Below are 18,188 nucleotides of genomic sequence, written 5' to 3' on the forward strand. Positions count from 1 at the left end.
ACAATTGGACCGGGGCGATCAAGCCGGGGCCGATGTGACATGCCCCCGGCATTGTGACGCACGTTCGCGTGAGAACCGGGCCGCGGTGAGGGTCCCCGGCCACGATAAGGCCATACTGGCAGCGTCTTGGGGCGTTGTCGGCCGATTTGGGACGCGCGGAGGGGATCGCATGCCCGAATCCTTGCGGCGAAGCGCCAAAAGCGGCATTGTCGGCCCGACGGTTCCGGGTCCCGATGCCACCGGCCGCGTTCGCATGCGATACGGCCTTCTGCTGCAAACCCAGGCACTACCAACTCAAGGCGAGCCCTGATGTTCTCAAATCGTTTCAACCGCTGGACTGTTGCCGCCATCGCCCTCATGGGCACCGCGATCGCGACGGTCCCCGGCGCGGTCCTGGCGCAGACGCCGGACCATCCGTCCGACACGGCGGCGCAGTTTCCGACCCGGAACGATCTGAAGTCGCTCACCGGCGCCGGCAGCTATCTCGCCGCCCGCCACGCCAGCGTCGAACGCGACGCGGCCTCCGCCGCCGCCTTCTACCGCTCGGCGCTCCGCACCGATCCGAAGAACAACGAACTGCTCGACCGCGCCTTCATCTCGTCGGTTGCCGACGGTGACATCGACGAGGCCGTCAAGCTCGCCGAGCGCATCCTCACCATCGACAAGACCAACCGCGTCGCGCGTCTCGTCGTCGGGGTGCACGATCTCAAGATGAAGAAATACGCGACCGCGCAAACCAACATCAACCAGTCGATCCGCGGTCCGATCACCGATCTCGTCGCCACGCTGCTGTCGGGCTGGGCCGCCTATGGTGCGGGCGATGCCAAGGGCGGTGTCGCCACCATCGACAAGCTCGCCGGTCCGGAATGGTATCCGCTGTTCAAGGACCTCCACGCCGGCATGATCCTCGAGCTCTCCGGCAAGGAGAAGGACGCCGGCACCCGCTTCGAGCGCGCCTACAAGCTCGACGATTCCATGCTGCGCGTCACCGAGGCCTATGCGCGCTGGCTGTCGCGCAACAAGGACTCGGCGGCCGCGACCGCCGTCTACCAGGCTTTCGACAAGAAGCTCGCCCGCCATCCGCTGATCGTGGAAGGCCTGCGCGACACCAAGGCCGGCAAGAAGATGCCGCCGCTGGCCGACTCCGCACAAGCCGGTGCCGCCGAAGCGCTGTACGGCATCGGCGCCACGCTGACCCGCCGCGGCGGCGAGGATCTGGCGCTGGTCTATCTCCAGCTCTCGCTCTATCTTCAGCCGACCCATCCGCTGGCGCTGCTCTCGCTCGCCGATCTCTATGAATCGGTGAAGCGGCCGCAGATGGCGATCAAGGTTTACGAGCGCGTGCCGGCGACCTCGCCGTTGAAGCGCAATGCGCAGATCCAGCTCGCCATCGATCTCGACTCCGCCGACCGCACCGACGAGGCGATCAAGATCCTCAAGGGCGTCACATCAGACGATTCCAAGGATCTCGAAGCCATCATGGCGCTCGGCAACATCGAGCGCGGCCGCAAGAAGTTCGGCGATTGCGGCGCGACCTATTCGCGGGGCATCGAGGTGCTGCCTGCCGGCAACGACAAGGCCAACAGCGTCTGGTACTATTATCGCGGCATCTGCGAGGAGCGCTCCAAGGAATGGAGCAAGGCCGAGGCCGACATGAAGAAGGCGCTCGAACTCCAGCCTGACCAGCCGCACGTCCTCAACTATCTCGGCTATTCCTGGATCGACCAGGGCATCAATCTCGACGAAGGCATGAAGATGATCAAGCGCGCCGTCGAGCAGCGTCCCGACGACGGCTACATCGTCGACTCCCTCGGCTGGGCCTACTACCGCATCGGCAATTACGAAGAGGCGGTGAAGAACCTCGAGCGCGCGATCGACCTCAAGCCCGAGGATCCCACCATCAACGATCACCTCGGCGACGCCTATTGGCGCGTCGGCCGCACGCTGGAAGCCAAATTCCAGTGGGCGCACGCCCGCGATCTCAAGCCCGAGCCGGATGAGCTCCCGAAGATCGAGGCCAAGATCGCCAACGGTCTCACCGAGGACAATTCGAACTCTTCGGCGGCGCAGGCCGAGAAGAAGAAGGACGACGGCAAGGGCGGCTGATCCGCATGACCCGGAAAAGCGTGTAGCGGTTTTCCGGCAAGATCATGCGCGACTAACAAGTGAGTTCTGGGGGCGTGGCGTCAATGCCGGCGTTGGTTGAAGAAGGACGGGCGAAGGTCAATCTGAGCCTTCGCGTCGTGGGCCGTCGTGCCGACGGCTATCATGATCTCGAAAGCGTGGTCGCGTTTGCCGATTGCGCCGACAGGCTCACGCTCGAGCCGGGCGGTGAGTTGAAGCTCGCCACCACCGGGCCGCTGGCTGCGGCCTGTGGCGATACCGCGGATAATCTCGTGTTCAAGGCGGCCAAGCTTCTGGCCGAGGCCGTGCCGAACCTGAAGCTGGGCGCCTTCGCGCTCGACAAGGTGCTGCCCGTTGCCGCCGGCATCGGCGGCGGCTCGGCCGATGCCGCGGCGGCGCTGCGGCTGCTCGCGCGTCTCAACAATCTGTCGCTCGATGATCCGCGCCTGCAGAAGGTCGCGCTCGCGACCGGCGCCGACGTGCCGGTGTGCCTGTTCTCGCGCGCCTGCGACATGACGGGTGTCGGCGAGCAGCTGCTGCCGCTCGCGCTGCCGAGCATGCCCTGCGTGATGGTCAATCCGCGCGTGCCGGTCGCAACCAAGGACGTGTTCAAGGAGTTGGGCCTGCGCAACGGCGAATTGCTGGTTGGTGCCACATCGGTCCTCGGAGCTCCGGCCTGGCCGGAAGAGGGTGGATCGATTGCCGATTGGGTCGACGTCCTCGAGAACGTCCCCAACGATCTCGAAGCGCCTGCGCTGCGGATCGAGCCCGTGATCGGCGAGGTGCTGAACGCCTTGCGCGACTCCGCCGGCGTCAAGCTCGCCCGCATGTCCGGCTCGGGTGCGACGTGCTTTGCGGTCTATGGCGCAGCGAACGAAGCGCATGCCGCGGCCGAAAAGATCCGGCGGGATCACTCCGGCTGGTGGGTTCATGCGGGGACGCTGAGCTAAGAGCGACTGTCATAGCTGCGACACTGCCGCAGGGTGGGCAAAGGCGCGATAGCGCCGTGCCCACCATGCATCCAGGTCATGTGATCGAAGTGGTGGGCACGCTTCGCTTTGCCCACCCTACGGCGGTTGAGCTAGCCGCCGCCTTCGTCCGCCAATCCCAAAAACCGCCGGATCTCTCCCAGCACCTCTTGCGGCTTGTCATGCTGCAGCCAGTGTCCGGCCCCGGCGATGGTCTCGACGCGCGCCTGCGGGAAATAGCGCTCCAGGCCTGCTGCCCTCGCGCCGGCCAGAAAGCTTTCACCGGCGTTCAGCAGCAGCGTCGGGCAGGTGATGCGCGACCACAGCGCGACGTGGTCGTCCGGCCAGAGCCGGTGCGGCGCACTGGCGCGCTGATAGGGATCGAACTTCCAGCTGTAGGTGCCGTCCTCGTTCTGCCGCGCGCCGTGGGTGGCGAGGTGCAGCGCGAGCTCGCGGGACAGCCGCTTGTTGTGAAGCACCATCTGTGCGGCCGCATCCGCGAGGGTCGCGTAGCGGCGCGGCGTGCGGTCATGCAGTTTGTCGAGCTGGCCGACCCATTTGCCGATGCGCTCATGCGCCGGCGGTTTTGGCGTATCCGGCAACATCGTCACGCCGTCGAGCACGACCAGCTTCGAGACCAGCTCGGGGAATGACCCTGTAAAGATCAGGCTCACCATGCCGCCCATCGAATGGCCGATGAGGGTCACCTGAGGCGCTGCGATGGAACGGACGAGCTGTGCGAGGTCGTACACATACTCCGTCAGCGCGTAGCTGCCGCCCTTGGTCCAGTCGGAATCGCCATGACCGCGCAGGTCGGGCGCGATCACGTGAAAATGCGGTTGCAGCGACCGGGCAATGACGTCCCAGCTCCGGCAATGATCGCGGCCGCCGTGGACCAGGATGGCGACGGGCAAGCCGTCATTGCCCCAGTCGGCATAGTGCAGCCGCAGGCCGTGTGACTCATAGAAGCGGCTTTGCGGGGTGCTATCCATTTGCCGGCCGGCGCGCCAGCGCAAGGGAGAGGCCGAGGCCCGCGATGAAGACGCCGGAGCCCTGGGTGAGACGCCGCATCAGATGCGGCCTTCCAATCAGCTGCGTGCGCGTTGCAGTTGCCATCAGCACCACGACGACATCGGCGAGCGTGTTCAGGATCACCGAGATCGCGCCGAGCGCGATGAATTGCAGCGTAGGGCTCGGTCCCGCGGGATCGAGGAACTGCGGAATGAAGGCGAGGAAGAATGCGGCGGTCTTCGGGTTCAGCGCCTCGACCAGTACGCCGTCGCGGAATGCGCGCCTGTCGCCGACGGGCTCGCTCTCCAGCGAGAGCGCGCGGCCGGCGCTGCGGAAGGTCTTGATGCCGAGCCAGACCAGGTAGAGTGCGCCGATGAATTTTACGGCGGCAAACAGCTCGGCGCTGGCAAGGATGATCGCGGAGATGCCGAGGCTGCCCGCGACGACATGAACCAGCCCGCCCAGCGCCGTGCCCGCGGTTGAGGCAAAACCGCTGGCGCGCCCTTCGGACAAGGTCCGTGCCGCGACGTAGAAAATGCCGGGGCCGGGAACGGCGGCGATGAGACAAGCTGCGGCCAGGAACAGCCAGAAATTCGTTTCGATCATCCCGTTTTGGTAACGAAGCTTGCCGCGATTGCAAGGCCTGTTGTCTAGCCCATCCGGCGGAAGATCACGCTGGCATTCACCCCGCCAAAGCCGAAGCCGTTGGAGATTGCGTTGAGCATCGGCATCGGCCGCGCGCTGCCTGCGACGATGTCGATGCCGTCAGCGCCCGGATCGGGGCTTTCGAGATTGAGTGTCGGCGGCGCGACCTGGTCGCGCAGGGCAAGGACGGTGAAGATCGCCTCGAGGCCGCCGGCGGCACCGAGCAGATGGCCGGTGGCCGATTTGGTCGCGCTCACGGCAATGTTCCGGTTGCGGCCGAACAGCGCGGCGATGGCGCCGAGCTCGCTCTCGTCGCCGGCCGGCGTCGAGGTTGCGTGCGCGTTGAGGTGCTGCAAATCCGCGGGCGCAAGCTTCGCCTGCCGGAGCGCGATCTCCATCGCACGGCGGGCGCCGTCACCGTCGGGCGGACCGGACGTCATGTGATAGGCATCCGCCGTCGTGCCGTAGCCGACGATCTCGGCGATCGGCGCGGCGCCGCGCGCCAGCGCATGCTCCAGCTCCTCGATCACCAGGATGCCGGCGCCTTCGCCCATGACAAATCCCTCGCGGTCGCGATCGAATGGGCGGGAGGCGCGCGCGGGCTCGTCGTTGAAGGAGCTCGACAGCGCGCGGGCCGCGGCGAAACCGCCGAGGCTGACGATGTCGATGCAGGCCTCCGCGCCGCCGCAGATCGCGACATGGGCTTCGCCGGCGCGGATCATGCGCGCGGCATCGCCGATCGCCTGGACGCCGGCGGCGCAGGCGGTGACGGGCGTACCCAGCGCGCCCTTGTAGCCGTATTTGATCGAGACGTGACCGGCGGCAAGATTGGCGAGGAACGAGGGGATCGTGAACGGCGAGAGCCGGCGCGCACCGCGCTGCTCGGTGATGCGCACGGCCTCCGCCATCGCGGGGAAGCCGCCGACGCCGGAAGCGATGATCGTCGCGGTCCGTTCCAGCGCTGCTGCGTCCTCTGGCGTCCATTTGGCCTGCGCGACCGCTTCCGCGGTGGCGAGCAGCGCGAACAGGATGAAGCGGTCCATCTTGCGCTGGTCTTTTGGCGCGGCCGCCTGTGCGGGATCGAAACCACCTTCGGCATCGTCGGCTTTGTCAGGCACGAGGCCCGCGATGCGCGCCGGCAGCGCCTGCGCCCATTCGGGCAGCGGACGCAGCCCGCTCTGGCTGGCGAGCAGCCGCCGCCACGACAGTTCGACACCACAGCCGAGCGGCGACACCGCGCCCATTCCCGTCACGACGATACGACGCATGTCAGTCTCCAGCCGGCGCGACGGCCGGGTTCATGGCCTTGAGCGAAGCCAGCCGCGCGCGCATCCCGCGGCTGGCGCGGGGACCCGGGACGACGACGGCATTGGCGAGAGTGATCGGGCGCATGTCGGCGGCATCGACCACGACCGGATCGAACGGGCGAACATCGCTCCGGTTCGCCAGCACGATGGATTCGCCCTTGGGCGCGAGATGCTTGTTGCCCCAGGCCAGCAGCGCCACGACCACGGGGAAGAAATCCCGCGCCTTCTCCGTCAGAACATATTCGTAACGCGGCGGGCGTTCGCTGTAACGGCGGCGGACGAACATGCCGCTCTCGGTGAGATGGGCAAGGCGCCGCGACAGGATGTTCGGCGCGATGCCGAGGCTTTGCTGGAACTCGTCGAACTTCGTCGCGCCCTGGAAGGCATCCCGCAGGATCAGGATGCTCCACCATTCGCCGACCGTCTCCACGGCGCGGCCGACCGGGCATTCCAGGATGGAAGGGGATTTGGGCTGCATGGCGGGAACGTAGGGAAGTAACTTGCAAAATGCAAGTTACTTGGCGAGCCGTAGTGGGAGAGGGTGGAGCGGGCCGAAGGGCCATGAAGGCGAGGCCGCAATTGAAGGTGTCGCTGCGATTTTAGCGGGAGGTCGGCGAACGATGGCGGGGCGCCATACTCAGTCATTGCGAGCGCAGCGAAGCAATCCAGAGTCGCTCCGCGGCGGCAGTCTGGATTGCTTCGCTACGCTCGCAATGACGCGTGTTGATGCAGTCGCGCGCTATTTCATCGGCCTTCGCCGGGGCGACGCCGATACGCCTGGCAGGCAGCCGGCTGGATGTCGCGCCTAGTGCGACCGTGCCAGGCAGAACGCCACCACCTGCTCCAGCGCGCTCTTCATCGGCGAGGACGGGAACAGCGCCAGCGCGTCGACGGCCATGGCGCCGTAGTGCTGGGCGCGGCTGAGCGTGTCCTCGAGGGCGCGGTGCTTGTTCATCAGGCCGATGGCGTGGTCGAGGTCGGCATCGCCGATCTCGCCGCGCTCCAGCGCGCGGATCCAGAACGCGCGCTCGGTGTCGTTGCCGCGGCGGAAGGCGAGCACCACCGGAAGCGTGATCTTGCCCTCGCGGAAATCGTCGCCGGTGTTCTTGCCGAGCTTGGCGCTCTTGCCGCCATAGTCGAGCACGTCGTCGACGAGCTGGAAGGCGATGCCGAGATTCATGCCGACCGAGCGGCAGGCGGTCTGCTCCGCCTTCGGGCGGTTGGCGATGACGGGGCCGACCTCGCAGGCGGCGGCGAACAGCTCGGCGGTCTTGCCGCGGATCACGGCGAGATATTCGTCCTCGGTGGTCGCGGTGTTCTTGGCGGCTGCAAGCTGCATCACCTCGCCCTCGGCGATGGTGGCGGCCGCGGCGGAGAGGATGTCGAGCGCACGGAGCGAGCCGACCTCGACCATCATGCGGAACGCCTGGCCGAGCAGGAAGTCGCCGACCAGCACGCTCGCCTCGTTGCCCCAGAGCATGCGCGCCGACAGCTTGCCGCGGCGCATCTCGCTCTCGTCGACCACGTCGTCATGGAGCAGGGTCGCGGTATGCATGAACTCGACGGAGGCGGCGAGCTTGATATGACCGTCGCCGGCGTAACCGGCGAGGTTGGCCATGGCGAGGGTCAGCATCGGCCGCAGGCGCTTGCCGCCGGAGGAGATCAGATGGTTGGCGACCTCCGGAATCATGGTCACGTCCGACCCGGTCCGCGACAGGATCGTGGCGTTGACGCGCTCCATGTCGGGCGCGACAAGGGCAACCAGCTCTTCGATCGACGCGCCGGGAGTTTCGAAAGGTACGATGACGGCCACGCCGGTCTCCAATATTTGCCCCGGAAGGGCTATTCTGATGGAAATACAATAGAAACTGGCGACGGATGCGGCAAGTGCTGCGGAACCATTGACATTTGCCGCTAAACCGCTTTCAGGCAGGAGATCTGTGTTTTGCGTGAACTGGTTCGAACCAACGATATGGTGCTGGTGTCGGCGATCGGTGCGCTGCTCGACGGCGCCAACATCCATCATCTGGTGCTGGACCAGAACATGAGCATCATCGAGGGCTCGCTCGGCATTTTGCCGCGGCGGATCCTGGTCCATGAGGACGACGCCCAGGAGGCCAGGGAACTGCTCACCGAGGCCGGCCTCAGCCACGAACTGCGCGGCGATGAGTGACGCCTCGGCAGCCATCACCGAGGACGCCTTTCTCGGCGGCCGCTTGCTGCTGAGGCAGAAGCGGTCCGGCCATCGCGCCGGGCATGACGCCATTTTGCTCGCGGCGGCGACGGAAGCGCGGGCGGGCGACCGCGTGGTCGATCTTGGCGCCGGCATCGGCACCGCCGGGCTGGCGCTCGGCCGGCGCGTCGCCGGTATCGGGCTAAGCCTGGTCGAGATCGATCCGGAGCTGGCGGAGCTCGCGCGCGCCAATGCGGCAGCGAATGGAATTGCCGCCGAGACGATCGTGCTCGACGTCACGGCGGACGCGCAGGCGTTTGCGGCAGATGGGCTGCTGCCCGACAGCGTCGACGTGGTGCTGATGAACCCGCCCTTCAACGATCCCGCACGCCATCGCGGCTCGCCCGATCAGATGCGCCACACCGCGCATGTGGCGACGGAAGAGACGCTGAATGCATGGGTGCATGCGGCGCGGCGCATCCTCCGATCGAATGGCGCGCTGACATTGATCTGGCGTGCCGATGGGATCGGCGAGGTTCTGGCAGCGCTGTCGCGCGGCTTTGGCAGCCTGTCGATCCTGCCGGTTCACGGCGAGGCGGGACGGCCCGCGATCCGCGTGCTGGTGCGCGCGGTCAAAGGGGGGCGGGCTCCGACGCGACTGCTGCCGGGCCTGATGCTCAACGACGAGTCAGGCGTGCCCAAAAATCAGGTCACAGAAATTCTGGAGGGGAGAGCGGTGTTGCCGCTGGCCGAGCTGTGACCGCTTACTGCGGAAGCGATTCCGACTGCTGCTCTTGCGGGGTCGTCAGGCGGATCGCCATGAACAGCGCACCGATCAGCAGCATCAGCAGATAGATTTTCATGGTGTTCTCCGCTGCCTCATTGCAGCCTCCCAACGGGAAATCTGCAAAACACGTTCCGGGCACTTCCAATGACAGTCGCGTGATAAGAAATGGTTAAGCAGAGGTAACGGCATGGCCGAACAATTGAACGATCGTGAGGGTTCCGGCCTGGCCGACAAGCTCATGCAATATCTGCCGGCGCGATTCCGCCCCGGCACGGCGGTGGTGCCGGTGGTGCGGCTGTCCGGGGTGATCGGCGCGGTGACGCCGCTGCGCCCGGGGATGTCGCTTGCGGGTGTCGCGCGGGTGCTGGAGCGGGCGTTTTCGTATCGGAACGCCAAGGCGGTGGCGCTGGTGATCAACTCGCCCGGCGGCTCGCCGGTCCAGTCGCGCCAGATCTATCTGCGCATCAAGCAGCTTGCGGCGGAGAAAAAGCTGCCGGTGCTGGTGTTCGTCGAGGACGTCGCGGCCTCCGGCGGCTACATGATCGCCTGCGCCGGCGACGAGATCATCTGCGATCCGTCCTCCATCCTCGGCTCGATCGGCGTGGTCGGCGGCAGCTTTGGTTTCCAGGAGGCGATCAAGCGGCTCGGCATCGAGCGGCGGCTCTACACCGCCGGCTCGCACAAGGCGATGCTCGACCCGTTCCTGCCGGAAAACCCTGACGATGTCGGCAAGCTGAAGGCGATCCAGCGCGAGATCCACCAGATCTTCATTTCGTTGGTAAAGGAGAGCCGCGGCGCGCGCCTCAAGGGCACCGACGACACGCTGTTCACGGGGGAATACTGGGCCGGCGAGAGTTCGATCGCGCTCGGGCTCGCCGACAGCATCGGCGATCTCCGCTCAACTCTTCGTGCCCGCTACGGAGAGAAGGTTCTCACCCCCGTGATTGCCCAGCCGACCGGTTTGCTGTCCGGCCTTCTAGGGCGGAAATCGGCCGGCGCGGGGCAGCTTTCGGCCATGGAATCAATGGCCGGCCTGCCGGACGATCTGATCTCGGCGGTCGAGACGCGGGCGATTTGGGCGAAATTCGGGTTCTAGGCCGTGGCCTCCCGCGCCATTTGGTCCGGGCCGAGCCAATTGCGGCGCGGCCCGGTCTGCGCAAGAATGTGCGTGGGGGCTGAGCACTAAGACAAGGATCGACCGATGCCGCCGTTCGTCGCTTTCGCGGGCGTCCTGGGCGGGCTTGCCGTGGTCCGCTGGGCCTACAAGACCGCTGTCCGGATCAACCAGGAGCTGGAGGAGATGCGCTTGTCGCGCGTCGCCGAGGCCGCCCAAATGGGGACCATCCAGACGCTGAAACGTGACCCCGTGACCGGAGCCTACCGGCCGGGATAGCCGGCGCCAAGAGTGGGCAAAGGCGCTCTTGCGCCGTGCCCACCATTCCCTTCCGCAATCGTGGTGACGATGGTGGGCACGCTTCGCTTTGCCCACCTGACCGGACCGTCCCGCCTGGCCCGAATCCGCCCCCCTTTGCCTTGATTCCCGTCCCCGCCGTCGATACGGTCCCGCGCGATTCAAAACCCCCCGCGAGAGCCTGATCTGACGATGGACGCCTCATTGCCCGCCCATATGCGCCCGGAACGGTCGTTCCAGGGCTTCATCCTCGCGCTCCAGCGGTTCTGGGCCGAGCAGGGCTGCGTGATCCTGCAGCCCTACGACATGGAGATGGGCGCGGGGACCTTCCATCCGGCGACGACGCTGCGCGCGCTCGGCCCGAAGCCGTGGAACGCGGCCTATGTGCAGCCCTCGCGCCGTCCCAAGGACGGCCGCTACGGCGAGAATCCGAACCGGATGCAGCATTATTACCAGTTTCAGGTGATCATGAAGCCGTCGCCGCCGAACCTTCAGGAGCTGTACCTGAAGTCGCTCGCCGCGATCGGCATCGACTCCGCCGTGCACGACATCCGCTTCGTCGAGGACGACTGGGAGAGCCCGACGCTGGGCGCCTGGGGCCTCGGTTGGGAATGCTGGTGCGATGGCATGGAAGTTAGCCAGTTCACCTATTTCCAGCAGGTCGCCGGCTTCGAATGCGCGCCGGTCGCGGGCGAGCTCACCTACGGGCTCGAGCGCCTCGCGATGTATGTGCAGGGCGTCGACCGCGTCTACGACCTCAACTTCAACGGCCGCGACGGCGACGCCAAGGTCACCTATGGCGACGTCTTCCTGCAGGCCGAGCGGGAATATTCGAAGCACAATTTCGAAGTCGCCGACACCGCGATGCTGTTTGAGCAGTTCAAGATGGCGGAGGCGGCCTGCAGGAAATACCTCGACGCCGGTTGGAAGGACGATAAGCGCGAGGCGCATCTGATGGCGCTGCCCGCTTACGACCAGTGCATCAAGGCGAGCCATGTCTTCAACCTCTTGGACGCGCGCGGCGTGATCTCGGTGACGGAGCGCCAGAGCTACATCTTGCGTGTGCGCGAATTGGCAAAAGCCTGCGGCGAGGCCTGGATCCATACTGAAGCGGGCGGAGCGGCCTGATGCCCGAACTTTTGCTTGAACTGTTCTCGGAAGAAATCCCCGCGCGCATGCAGGCCAAGGCGGCCGACGATCTGCGCCGCATGGTCACCGACAAGCTCGTCGCCGAAGGTCTCGTCTATGAGGGTGCGAAGGCATTCGCGACGCCGCGCCGCCTTGCGCTCACCGTGCACGGAATCCCCGTGCGCCAGCCCGATTTGAAGACCGAACGCCGCGGACCGAAAGTCGGCGCGCCCGATGCGGCCGTGCAGGGCTTTCTGAAAGCCACAGGCCTGAAATCGCTGGATGAAGCCAAGATCCAGCGCGACCCGAAGGGTGATTTCTACATCGGGCTGATCGAGAAAGCCGGCCGCGACGCGATCGACGTGCTTGCGGAAATCCTGCCCGTCATCATCCGCACCTTCCCCTGGCCGAAATCGATGCGCTGGGGCGCGCGCTCGGGCAAGCCGGGCTCGCTGAGCTGGGTGCGTCCGCTGCATGCGATCACCGCGACTTTCGGGCCGGAGACGGAAGAGCCGGATGTCGTCAAGTTCGAAGTCGACGGCATCGAGACCGGCCAGACCACTTACGGCCATCGCTTCATGGCACCGGCGGCGATCAACGTGCGCCGCTTCGAGGACTATGAGACGAAGCTGAAGGCGGCAAAAGTCATCCTCGATCCGCAGGCGCGCAAGGACATCATCTTTGCCGACGCCAAGGAGCTGACCTTCGCGCAGGGCTTCGAGCTGGTCGAGGATCAGGTGCTGCTCGACGAGGTTTCCGGCCTCGTCGAATGGCCCGTCGTCATGATGGGATCGTTCGAAGCCGAATATCTCGCGATCCCGGAAGAGGTGATCCGCGCCACCATCCGCAACAACCAGAAATGCTTTGTGGTCAGGGATGCGAAGACGGGCAAGCTGACCAACAAGTTCGTCCTCACCGCAAATATCGAGGCTGCCGACGGCGGCAAGGTCATTGTATCAGGCAACGAGCGCGTGATCCGTCCGCGCCTGTCGGATGCGAAGTTCTTCTATGAGACCGATCTCAAAACGAAGCTCGAAGATCGGCTGCCGAAGTTCGATCAGATCGTGTTCCACGAAAAGCTCGGCACCCAGGCTGCGCGCATCAAGCGCATCGAGCGGCTTGCCGCCGAGATCGCACCCCTCGTTGGCGCCGACGTCGCCAAGGCGACGCGCGCCGCGCACCTCGCGAAGGCGGATTTGCTGACCGAAGTCGTCGGCGAATTCCCGGAGGTGCAGGGCCTGATGGGCAAGTACTACGCGTTGGCCCAGGGCGAAGACGCGTCCGTCGCCGCGGCCTGCGAGGAGCACTACAAACCGCAAGGTCCCACGGATCGCGTGCCGACCGATCCGGTCAGCGTCGCCGTGGCGCTCGCCGACAAGATCGATACATTTGCTGGCTTCTGGGGCAGCAACGAGAAGCCTTCGGGGAGCAGGGACCCGCTTGGGCTGCGAAGGGCGGCATTGGGCGTTATTCGGATCGTCCTGGAAAACGGACTACGCATTCGGCTGGAACCGCTCTTCTACTTTGCACTTCAAAAGCATTCCGTCCTGACAATCTCTCCGGCGGGCGAAGAACCGTTGACGAATCCGGACGTGACTAAGGTTGCGAAGGAGATGCGTGAGACTGTCGCGAGAGAGCTAGTGGAGTTCTTTGCTGAACGACTTAAGCTCCAGCTCCGCGAGCAGGGCGCGCGGCACGATCTCGTCGACGCCGTGTTCGCGCTCGGCGGCCAGGACGATCTCTTGATGATCGTCCGCCGCGTCGAGGCGCTCGGAAAATTCCTCGACAGCGACGACGGCAAGAACCTGCTTGCCGGCACCAAGCGCGCCAGTAACATCCTTTCGATCGAGGAGAAGAAGGACAAGCGTAGCTTCGCCGGTTCGCCGGATGCCGCGCTCTACAGCCTCGATGAGGAAAAGGCGCTGGCGAAGGCGATCGGCGAGGTGCAGGCGGAAGCAAGCGCCGCCGTCGCCAGGGAGGACTTTGCGGCTGCGATGAGCGCGATGGCAAAGCTGCGTCCGCCGGTCGATGCGTTCTTCGACAAGGTTCGCGTCAACGACGACGATGCCAAGGTGCGCGAGAACCGCCTGAAGCTGCTGAACGAGATCCGCAGCGCCACGCGTGCGGTGGCGGATTTCTCGAAGATCCAGGATTGATCTCGTGCCCCGGACGCAGCGCAGCGCTTCTTCAGCGGTGCGCTGCTGAGCCGGGGCCCATGCGGCATGCACGAAAGATTCTGGGTCCCGGCTCTGCGCCGCACCGCTACGCGTTGCGTCGCGTCCGGGACACGAGAGGATAAAAAAGCCCCGCCCGGCGGGGGGATACCGGGCGGGGCCTGATGTCCGATTAACACTGCTCGCGCCAGCCTGATTGAAGTGACGCGCCGGACATCGAGTTGGACTGATTAGTTCATCATCTCGCTAGTCCATCACCTCGACGATGCGTCGCGAGCGCGGCTCGACCAGCACGGTTTCGCCGTTCACGACGGTGTAGCGATAGGTGGTGGCGCCGAAACGTTGCGGCACGTCATAATAGGTGATGCCGGTCTCGGGTAACGTAGAGCCGACCACCACGCGATCCGGGATACGGAAGGCCGGCACACGTTGTTCGACGACATATTCGCGGAAGGCCGGCCGCTGATCGACCGCAATCGTAGGGCTGCTGTCGACCACGACGGGCGCGCGTCCCACCGTGACACCGCTTTGCGCCTGCGCCGCGACGGGCGAGCCAATCGCGGCCGCGAGCGCTGCAAGAGCAAGAATCCTGTTCCGCATGGACAACTCCTTCGAGAAGGTTTTCGGGAAGCGCCACTGGCGCGACCGGTTGCCAATGCTGCGACGCGGACGATGTTCCGGAAAATGCCCTGCCGCATTCGCGGCATTTTCGGGCAGTTTTCGCGAAGCCGGGAACTCAGGCGGCGCTTGTGCGTCTCTACCCGCGGAACCCGGTCCGCTATGATCTGGCCGCGATTCGCCTTAACGCACAGAAAGACAATTCATGCACATCACCGTCGCCCACATCTCGCCGCTTCTGTCGCTGCTTGCGGGCGTGCTTATCCTGATCATGCCGCGCCTGCTGAACCTGATCGTCGCCATCTTCCTCATCATAAATGGTGCGATCGGGCTCGGATTGTTGAAGTGGCTCCATCTCTAGGCCTTCATTTTCCGGAACTCTTCGACTTGCGCGGGCCCTCCCAAAGTGGTGTAAGGCCCGCGATTTCCCCTTCCTCTCGCAGGTTGTGTGCAAGCTATGGCCAAAGCCGCCTCGAAGCCTAAGAAAATACCAGCGAAATCAAAGTCCTCCGCCGCCGCGAAAGCTGCGCCGCCAGCCCGCAAGGCGCTGGCCAAGAGCGCGCCGAAGCCGGTCGCCAAGGCAGCTAAGAAGGCCGGAGCCAAGCCGGCCGCAAAGCCCGCCGCCAAAGTCGCTGCAAAGGCCGTGACCAAGCCGGTCGCGCCGAAGCCCGCGGCAAAGAAGGCGGCGCCTGTGGCGGCCAAGGCCGGCAAATGGGTGTTCACCTTCGGGGACGGCAAGGCCGAGGGCCGCTCGGAAATGCGCGACCTGCTCGGCGGCAAGGGCGCCAACCTCGCCGAGATGGCCAATCTCGGCCTGCCGGTGCCTCCGGGTTTCACCGTTCCGACCTCGGTCTGCACCTATTTCTACGCGCACGACAAGTCCTACCCGAAGGAGTTGCAGTCGCAGGTTGAGAAGGCGCTCGACTATGTCGGCAAGCTGACCGGCAAGGTGTTCGGCGATTCGAAGAACCCGCTGCTCGTCTCCGTGCGCTCCGGTGCGCGCGCCTCGATGCCGGGCATGATGGACACCGTGCTCAACCTCGGCCTCAACGACGAGACCGTCGAAGCGCTGTCGGAACTGTCGGGCGACCGTCGCTTCGCCTATGACAGCTATCGCCGCTTCATCACCATGTATTCGGACGTGGTGCTCGGCTTCGAGCATCATCACTTCGAGGAAATCCTCGACACCTTCAAGGACAGCCAGGGCTATACGCTCGATACGGACCTCACCGCCGAGGACTGGGTCGGTCTGGTCGGCAAGTACAAGGACGCGGTCGCGCGCGAGACCGGCAAGGAATTCCCGCAGGATCCGCACGACCAGCTCTGGGGCGCGATCGGCGCGGTGTTCTCATCCTGGATGAACGCGCGCGCGGTGACTTATCGCAAGCTGCACGACATTCCGGAATCCTGGGGCACCGCGGTCAACGTACAGGCCATGGTGTTCGGCAACATGGGCGAGACGTCGGCGACCGGCGTTGCCTTCACCCGCAATCCCTCGACCGGCGAGAGCAAGCTCTACGGCGAATTCCTGATCAACGCGCAAGGCGAGGACGTGGTGGCGGGCATCCGCACGCCGCAGGACATCACCGAGGAAGCGCGCAAGGAATCCGGCTCCGACAAGGCCTCGATGGAAGCGGCGATGCCGGAAGCCTTCAAGGAGCTGACGCGGATCTACACGCTGCTCGAGAAGCACTACCGCGACATGCAGGACATGGAGTTCACGGTCGAGCAGGGCAAGCTGTGGATGCTCCAGACCCGCGGCGGCAAGCGCACCGCCAAGGCGGCGTTGCGCATCGCGGTCGAGCTCGCCAATGAAGGCCTGATCTCGAAGAAGGAAGCGGTGACGCGGATCGATCCCGCCTCGCTCGACCAGCTGCTGCATCCGACCATCGACCCCGACGCCAAGCGCGATGTCATCGCGACCGGCCTGCCGGCCTCGCCTGGAGCGGCCTCCGGCGAGATCGTGTTCTCCTCGGACGAGGCGGCCAAGCTTCAGGGCGACGGACGCAAGGTCATTCTGGTCCGCATCGAGACCAGCCCGGAAGACATCCACGGCATGCACGCCGCCGAAGGCATTTTGACCACCCGCGGCGGCATGACCTCGCACGCGGCGGTGGTCGCGCGCGGCATGGGCAAGCCCTGCGTCTCCGGCTGCGGCACCATCCGCGTCGATTACGGCCGCGGCACCATGAGCATCGGCTCCCGCACCTTCAAGACCGGCGACGTCATCACCATCGACGGTTCGCTCGGCCAGGTGCTGGCCGGCCGCATGCCGATGATCGAGCCGGAGCTGTCCGGCGAGTTCGGCACGCTGATGAAATGGGCCGACCAGGTCCGCAAGATCGGCGTGCGCGTCAACGGCGACACGCCGGAGGACGCGCGCACCGCGATCAAGTTCGGCGCCGAAGGCATCGGCCTCTGCCGCACCGAGCACATGTTCTTCGAGGAGACCCGCATCCGCACCGTGCGCGAGATGATCCTCTCCGAGGACGAGCAGTCGCGCCGCGCCGCGCTCGCAAAGCTGCTGCCGATGCAGCGCGCCGACTTCGTCGAGCTGTTCGAGATCATGAAGGGCCTGCCCGTCACGATCCGCCTGCTCGACCCGCCGCTGCACGAGTTCCTGCCGCACACCCATGCCGAGGTCGAGGAAGTGGCGCGCGCCATGAACACCGACCCGCGGCGTCTGGCCGACCGCGCGCGCGAGCTCTCGGAGTTCAATCCGATGCTCGGCTTCCGCGGCTGCCGCATCGCGATCGCCTATCCCGAGATCGCCGAGATGCAGGCGCGTGCGATCTTCGAAGCCGCCGTCGAGGCCGAGAAGCGTACCGGCAAGGCCGTCGGCCTCGAGGTGATGGTGCCGCTGATCGCCACCAAGATGGAGCTCGACCTCGTCAAGGCGCGCATCGACGCCACCGCGAAGGCGGTGATGCGCGACTCCAACACCAAGCTGTCCTATCAGGTCGGCACCATGATCGAGTTGCCGCGCGCCTGCCTGCTCGCGGCCGAGATCGCGGAGAGCGCCGAGTTCTTCTCGTTCGGCACCAACGACCTCACGCAGACCACCTATGGCATCAGCCGCGACGACGCAGCGAGCTTCCTCGGTCCCTACGTGACGAAGGGCATCCTGTCGGTCGACCCCTTCGTCGCGCTCGACCAGGAAGGCGTCGGCGAGCTCGTCAAGATCGGCGTCGCGCGCGGCCGCAAGACGCGCCCGAAGCTCAAGGTCGGCATCTGCGGCGAGCACGGCGGCGATCCCGCTTCCGTCGCCTTCTGCCACAACATCGGCCTCGACTACGTGTCGTGCTCGCCCTATCGCGTGCCGATCGCCCGTCTCGCAGCGGCGCAGGCCGCGCTGGGCAAGGCGGTCGCGAGCCAGGCGTAAGTCGAGTCGCAGGATTGAGTTGAGAGAGGCGGGGCCCAACCCCGCCTCTTTTCATTTTGCGCGACGCTGTTTCCACATACTCAGTGTCATCGCCCGCGAAGGCGGGCGATCCAGTACTCCGAGACAGTAGTGGATCAATCGAGAAGCCGCGGCGTACTGGATGCCCCGCCCCCGTGCGCAATTGCGCACTAGGCGTGGCATGACAGCGGTTGCTGTCGCAATACCGGAACTCATCGCGCATCCCGCAATGAAGCGCGCCGTCAACGGTTCCTTCACCATTCGCGTTGACCAAATGTTTACCGTCTTGCGAGAGGCCGCGTTTACCAACGCGCATCGTCGTCCCGTGAAAACACCTGCAATTGCTTGAGTGTGCCGCACGCGCAACGCCGATTAACGCCCCGGCAACCTAAATTGGATACTCACGATAAAGATCGAATTGTACGGATGTACTGCGGTTCGA

General features: G+C 65.4%; 16 protein-coding genes. 10 read left to right on the forward strand and 6 right to left on the reverse strand.

Translation table 11 applies throughout. The annotated features are described in order from the left end of the window. Positions 1–309 precede the first annotated feature (309 nt). Together NLM15_RS10655 and NLM15_RS10660 are read left to right on the forward strand one after the other, a co-directional pair. On the forward strand, positions 310–2,106 hold the full coding sequence (locus tag NLM15_RS10655) for a tetratricopeptide repeat protein (protein ID WP_254116910.1): 1,797 nt from the start codon (positions 310–312) through the stop codon (positions 2,104–2,106). Between the two features lie 83 nt (positions 2,107–2,189). After that, positions 2,190–3,074 carry a 4-(cytidine 5'-diphospho)-2-C-methyl-D-erythritol kinase gene (locus NLM15_RS10660; protein ID WP_254116911.1) on the forward strand — a complete coding sequence of 295 codons (885 nt, stop codon included), beginning with the start codon at positions 2,190–2,192 and terminating at the stop codon, positions 3,072–3,074. A 131-nt stretch (positions 3,075–3,205) separates the two neighbouring features. On the opposite strand, the gene NLM15_RS10665 is transcribed toward NLM15_RS10660, so the two are convergent. From NLM15_RS10665 to NLM15_RS10685, 5 genes are all read right to left on the reverse strand, one after another. After that, entirely contained in the window at positions 3,206–4,084 is an 879-nt protein-coding gene (locus NLM15_RS10665) for an alpha/beta fold hydrolase (protein ID WP_254116912.1), read from the reverse strand. Next, entirely contained in the window at positions 4,077–4,709 is a 633-nt protein-coding gene (locus NLM15_RS10670) for a LysE family translocator (protein ID WP_254116913.1), read from the reverse strand. The genes NLM15_RS10665 and NLM15_RS10670 overlap by 8 nt, the downstream gene beginning before the upstream one ends. Before the next feature lie 44 nt (positions 4,710–4,753). After that, positions 4,754–6,016 (reverse strand): beta-ketoacyl-ACP synthase II, encoded by a 1,263-nt coding sequence (fabF, locus tag NLM15_RS10675; protein WP_254116914.1) that lies wholly within the window; start codon positions 6,014–6,016, stop codon positions 4,754–4,756. 1 nt (position 6,017) lies between these two features. Further along, positions 6,018–6,533, reverse strand: coding sequence for a helix-turn-helix domain-containing protein (locus NLM15_RS10680; RefSeq protein WP_254116915.1), 516 nt, complete (start codon positions 6,531–6,533; stop codon positions 6,018–6,020). Positions 6,534–6,860: 327 nt separating this feature from the next. Further along, on the reverse strand, positions 6,861–7,868 hold the full coding sequence (locus tag NLM15_RS10685) for a polyprenyl synthetase family protein (RefSeq protein WP_254116916.1): 1,008 nt from the start codon (positions 7,866–7,868) through the stop codon (positions 6,861–6,863). A gap of 132 nt (positions 7,869–8,000) precedes the next feature. Here NLM15_RS10685 and NLM15_RS10690 point away from each other — a divergent pair, with 132 nt between their 5' ends. The 6 genes from NLM15_RS10690 to glyS all read left to right on the forward strand — a co-directional run bounded on the left by NLM15_RS10690 (position 8,001) and on the right by glyS (position 13,710). Next, positions 8,001–8,228 (forward strand): DUF2007 domain-containing protein, encoded by a 228-nt coding sequence (locus NLM15_RS10690; RefSeq protein WP_018323354.1) that lies wholly within the window; start codon positions 8,001–8,003, stop codon positions 8,226–8,228. After that, positions 8,221–8,988: a tRNA1(Val) (adenine(37)-N6)-methyltransferase gene (locus tag NLM15_RS10695; protein ID WP_254116917.1), complete on the forward strand. Its 768-nt coding sequence runs from the start codon at positions 8,221–8,223 to the stop codon at positions 8,986–8,988. Before NLM15_RS10690 ends, NLM15_RS10695 begins: the two co-directional genes overlap by 8 nt. Positions 8,989–9,202: 214 nt before the next feature. After that, positions 9,203–10,111, forward strand: coding sequence for a S49 family peptidase (locus NLM15_RS10700; protein WP_254116918.1), 909 nt, complete (start codon positions 9,203–9,205; stop codon positions 10,109–10,111). A 105-nt stretch (positions 10,112–10,216) separates the two neighbouring features. Then, the gene (locus tag NLM15_RS10705) at positions 10,217–10,408 is read left to right on the forward strand and encodes a hypothetical protein (RefSeq protein ID WP_254116919.1); all 192 of its coding nucleotides are present in this window, start codon (positions 10,217–10,219) and stop codon (positions 10,406–10,408) included. A 210-nt stretch (positions 10,409–10,618) separates the two neighbouring features. Next, the gene (locus tag NLM15_RS10710) at positions 10,619–11,554 is read left to right on the forward strand and encodes a glycine--tRNA ligase subunit alpha (protein ID WP_038948278.1); all 936 of its coding nucleotides are present in this window, start codon (positions 10,619–10,621) and stop codon (positions 11,552–11,554) included. After that, positions 11,554–13,710 carry a glycine--tRNA ligase subunit beta gene (gene glyS / locus NLM15_RS10715; protein WP_254116920.1) on the forward strand — a complete coding sequence of 719 codons (2,157 nt, stop codon included), beginning with the start codon at positions 11,554–11,556 and terminating at the stop codon, positions 13,708–13,710. Before NLM15_RS10710 ends, glyS begins: the two co-directional genes overlap by 1 nt. A gap of 264 nt (positions 13,711–13,974) precedes the next feature. Here glyS and NLM15_RS10720 read toward each other — a convergent pair whose 3' ends face one another. Then, positions 13,975–14,328, reverse strand: a complete 354-nt coding sequence (locus NLM15_RS10720) for a DUF1236 domain-containing protein (protein ID WP_254116921.1) — start codon at positions 14,326–14,328, stop codon at positions 13,975–13,977. 223 nt (positions 14,329–14,551) lie between these two features. On the opposite strand from NLM15_RS10720, the gene NLM15_RS10725 reads away from it, so the two are divergent. Together NLM15_RS10725 and ppdK are read left to right on the forward strand one after the other, a co-directional pair. After that, positions 14,552–14,707 (forward strand): DUF3096 domain-containing protein, encoded by a 156-nt coding sequence (locus tag NLM15_RS10725; protein ID WP_014497329.1) that lies wholly within the window; start codon positions 14,552–14,554, stop codon positions 14,705–14,707. Between the two features lie 96 nt (positions 14,708–14,803). Further along, on the forward strand, positions 14,804–17,728 hold the full coding sequence (gene ppdK, locus NLM15_RS10730; protein WP_254116922.1) for a pyruvate, phosphate dikinase: 2,925 nt from the start codon (positions 14,804–14,806) through the stop codon (positions 17,726–17,728). Positions 17,729–18,188: the final 460 nt, after the last annotated feature.

The sequence above is a fragment of the Bradyrhizobium sp. CCGB20 genome (assembly GCF_024199855.1).
In the GTDB taxonomy this organism is placed as follows: Bacteria; Pseudomonadota; Alphaproteobacteria; order Rhizobiales; family Xanthobacteraceae; genus Bradyrhizobium.

Coding starts and splice junctions, on each gene's coding strand:
- NLM15_RS10710 (WP_038948278.1), top strand. CDS start 10,619: ATGGACGCCTCATTGCCCGCCCATATGCGCCCGGAACGGTCGTTCCAG.
- NLM15_RS10655 (WP_254116910.1), top strand. CDS start 310: ATGTTCTCAAATCGTTTCAACCGCTGGACTGTTGCCGCCATCGCCCTC.
- NLM15_RS10665 (WP_254116912.1), bottom strand. CDS start 4,084: ATGGATAGCACCCCGCAAAGCCGCTTCTATGAGTCACACGGCCTGCGG.
- NLM15_RS10660 (WP_254116911.1), top strand. CDS start 2,190: ATGCCGGCGTTGGTTGAAGAAGGACGGGCGAAGGTCAATCTGAGCCTT.
- NLM15_RS10700 (WP_254116918.1), top strand. CDS start 9,203: ATGGCCGAACAATTGAACGATCGTGAGGGTTCCGGCCTGGCCGACAAG.
- NLM15_RS10705 (WP_254116919.1), top strand. CDS start 10,217: ATGCCGCCGTTCGTCGCTTTCGCGGGCGTCCTGGGCGGGCTTGCCGTG.
- NLM15_RS10680 (WP_254116915.1), bottom strand. CDS start 6,533: ATGCAGCCCAAATCCCCTTCCATCCTGGAATGCCCGGTCGGCCGCGCC.
- NLM15_RS10720 (WP_254116921.1), bottom strand. CDS start 14,328: ATGCGGAACAGGATTCTTGCTCTTGCAGCGCTCGCGGCCGCGATTGGC.
- NLM15_RS10670 (WP_254116913.1), bottom strand. CDS start 4,709: ATGATCGAAACGAATTTCTGGCTGTTCCTGGCCGCAGCTTGTCTCATC.
- ppdK (WP_254116922.1), top strand. CDS start 14,804: ATGGCCAAAGCCGCCTCGAAGCCTAAGAAAATACCAGCGAAATCAAAG.
- glyS (WP_254116920.1), top strand. CDS start 11,554: ATGCCCGAACTTTTGCTTGAACTGTTCTCGGAAGAAATCCCCGCGCGC.
- fabF (WP_254116914.1), bottom strand. CDS start 6,016: ATGCGTCGTATCGTCGTGACGGGAATGGGCGCGGTGTCGCCGCTCGGC.
- NLM15_RS10725 (WP_014497329.1), top strand. CDS start 14,552: ATGCACATCACCGTCGCCCACATCTCGCCGCTTCTGTCGCTGCTTGCG.
- NLM15_RS10695 (WP_254116917.1), top strand. CDS start 8,221: ATGAGTGACGCCTCGGCAGCCATCACCGAGGACGCCTTTCTCGGCGGC.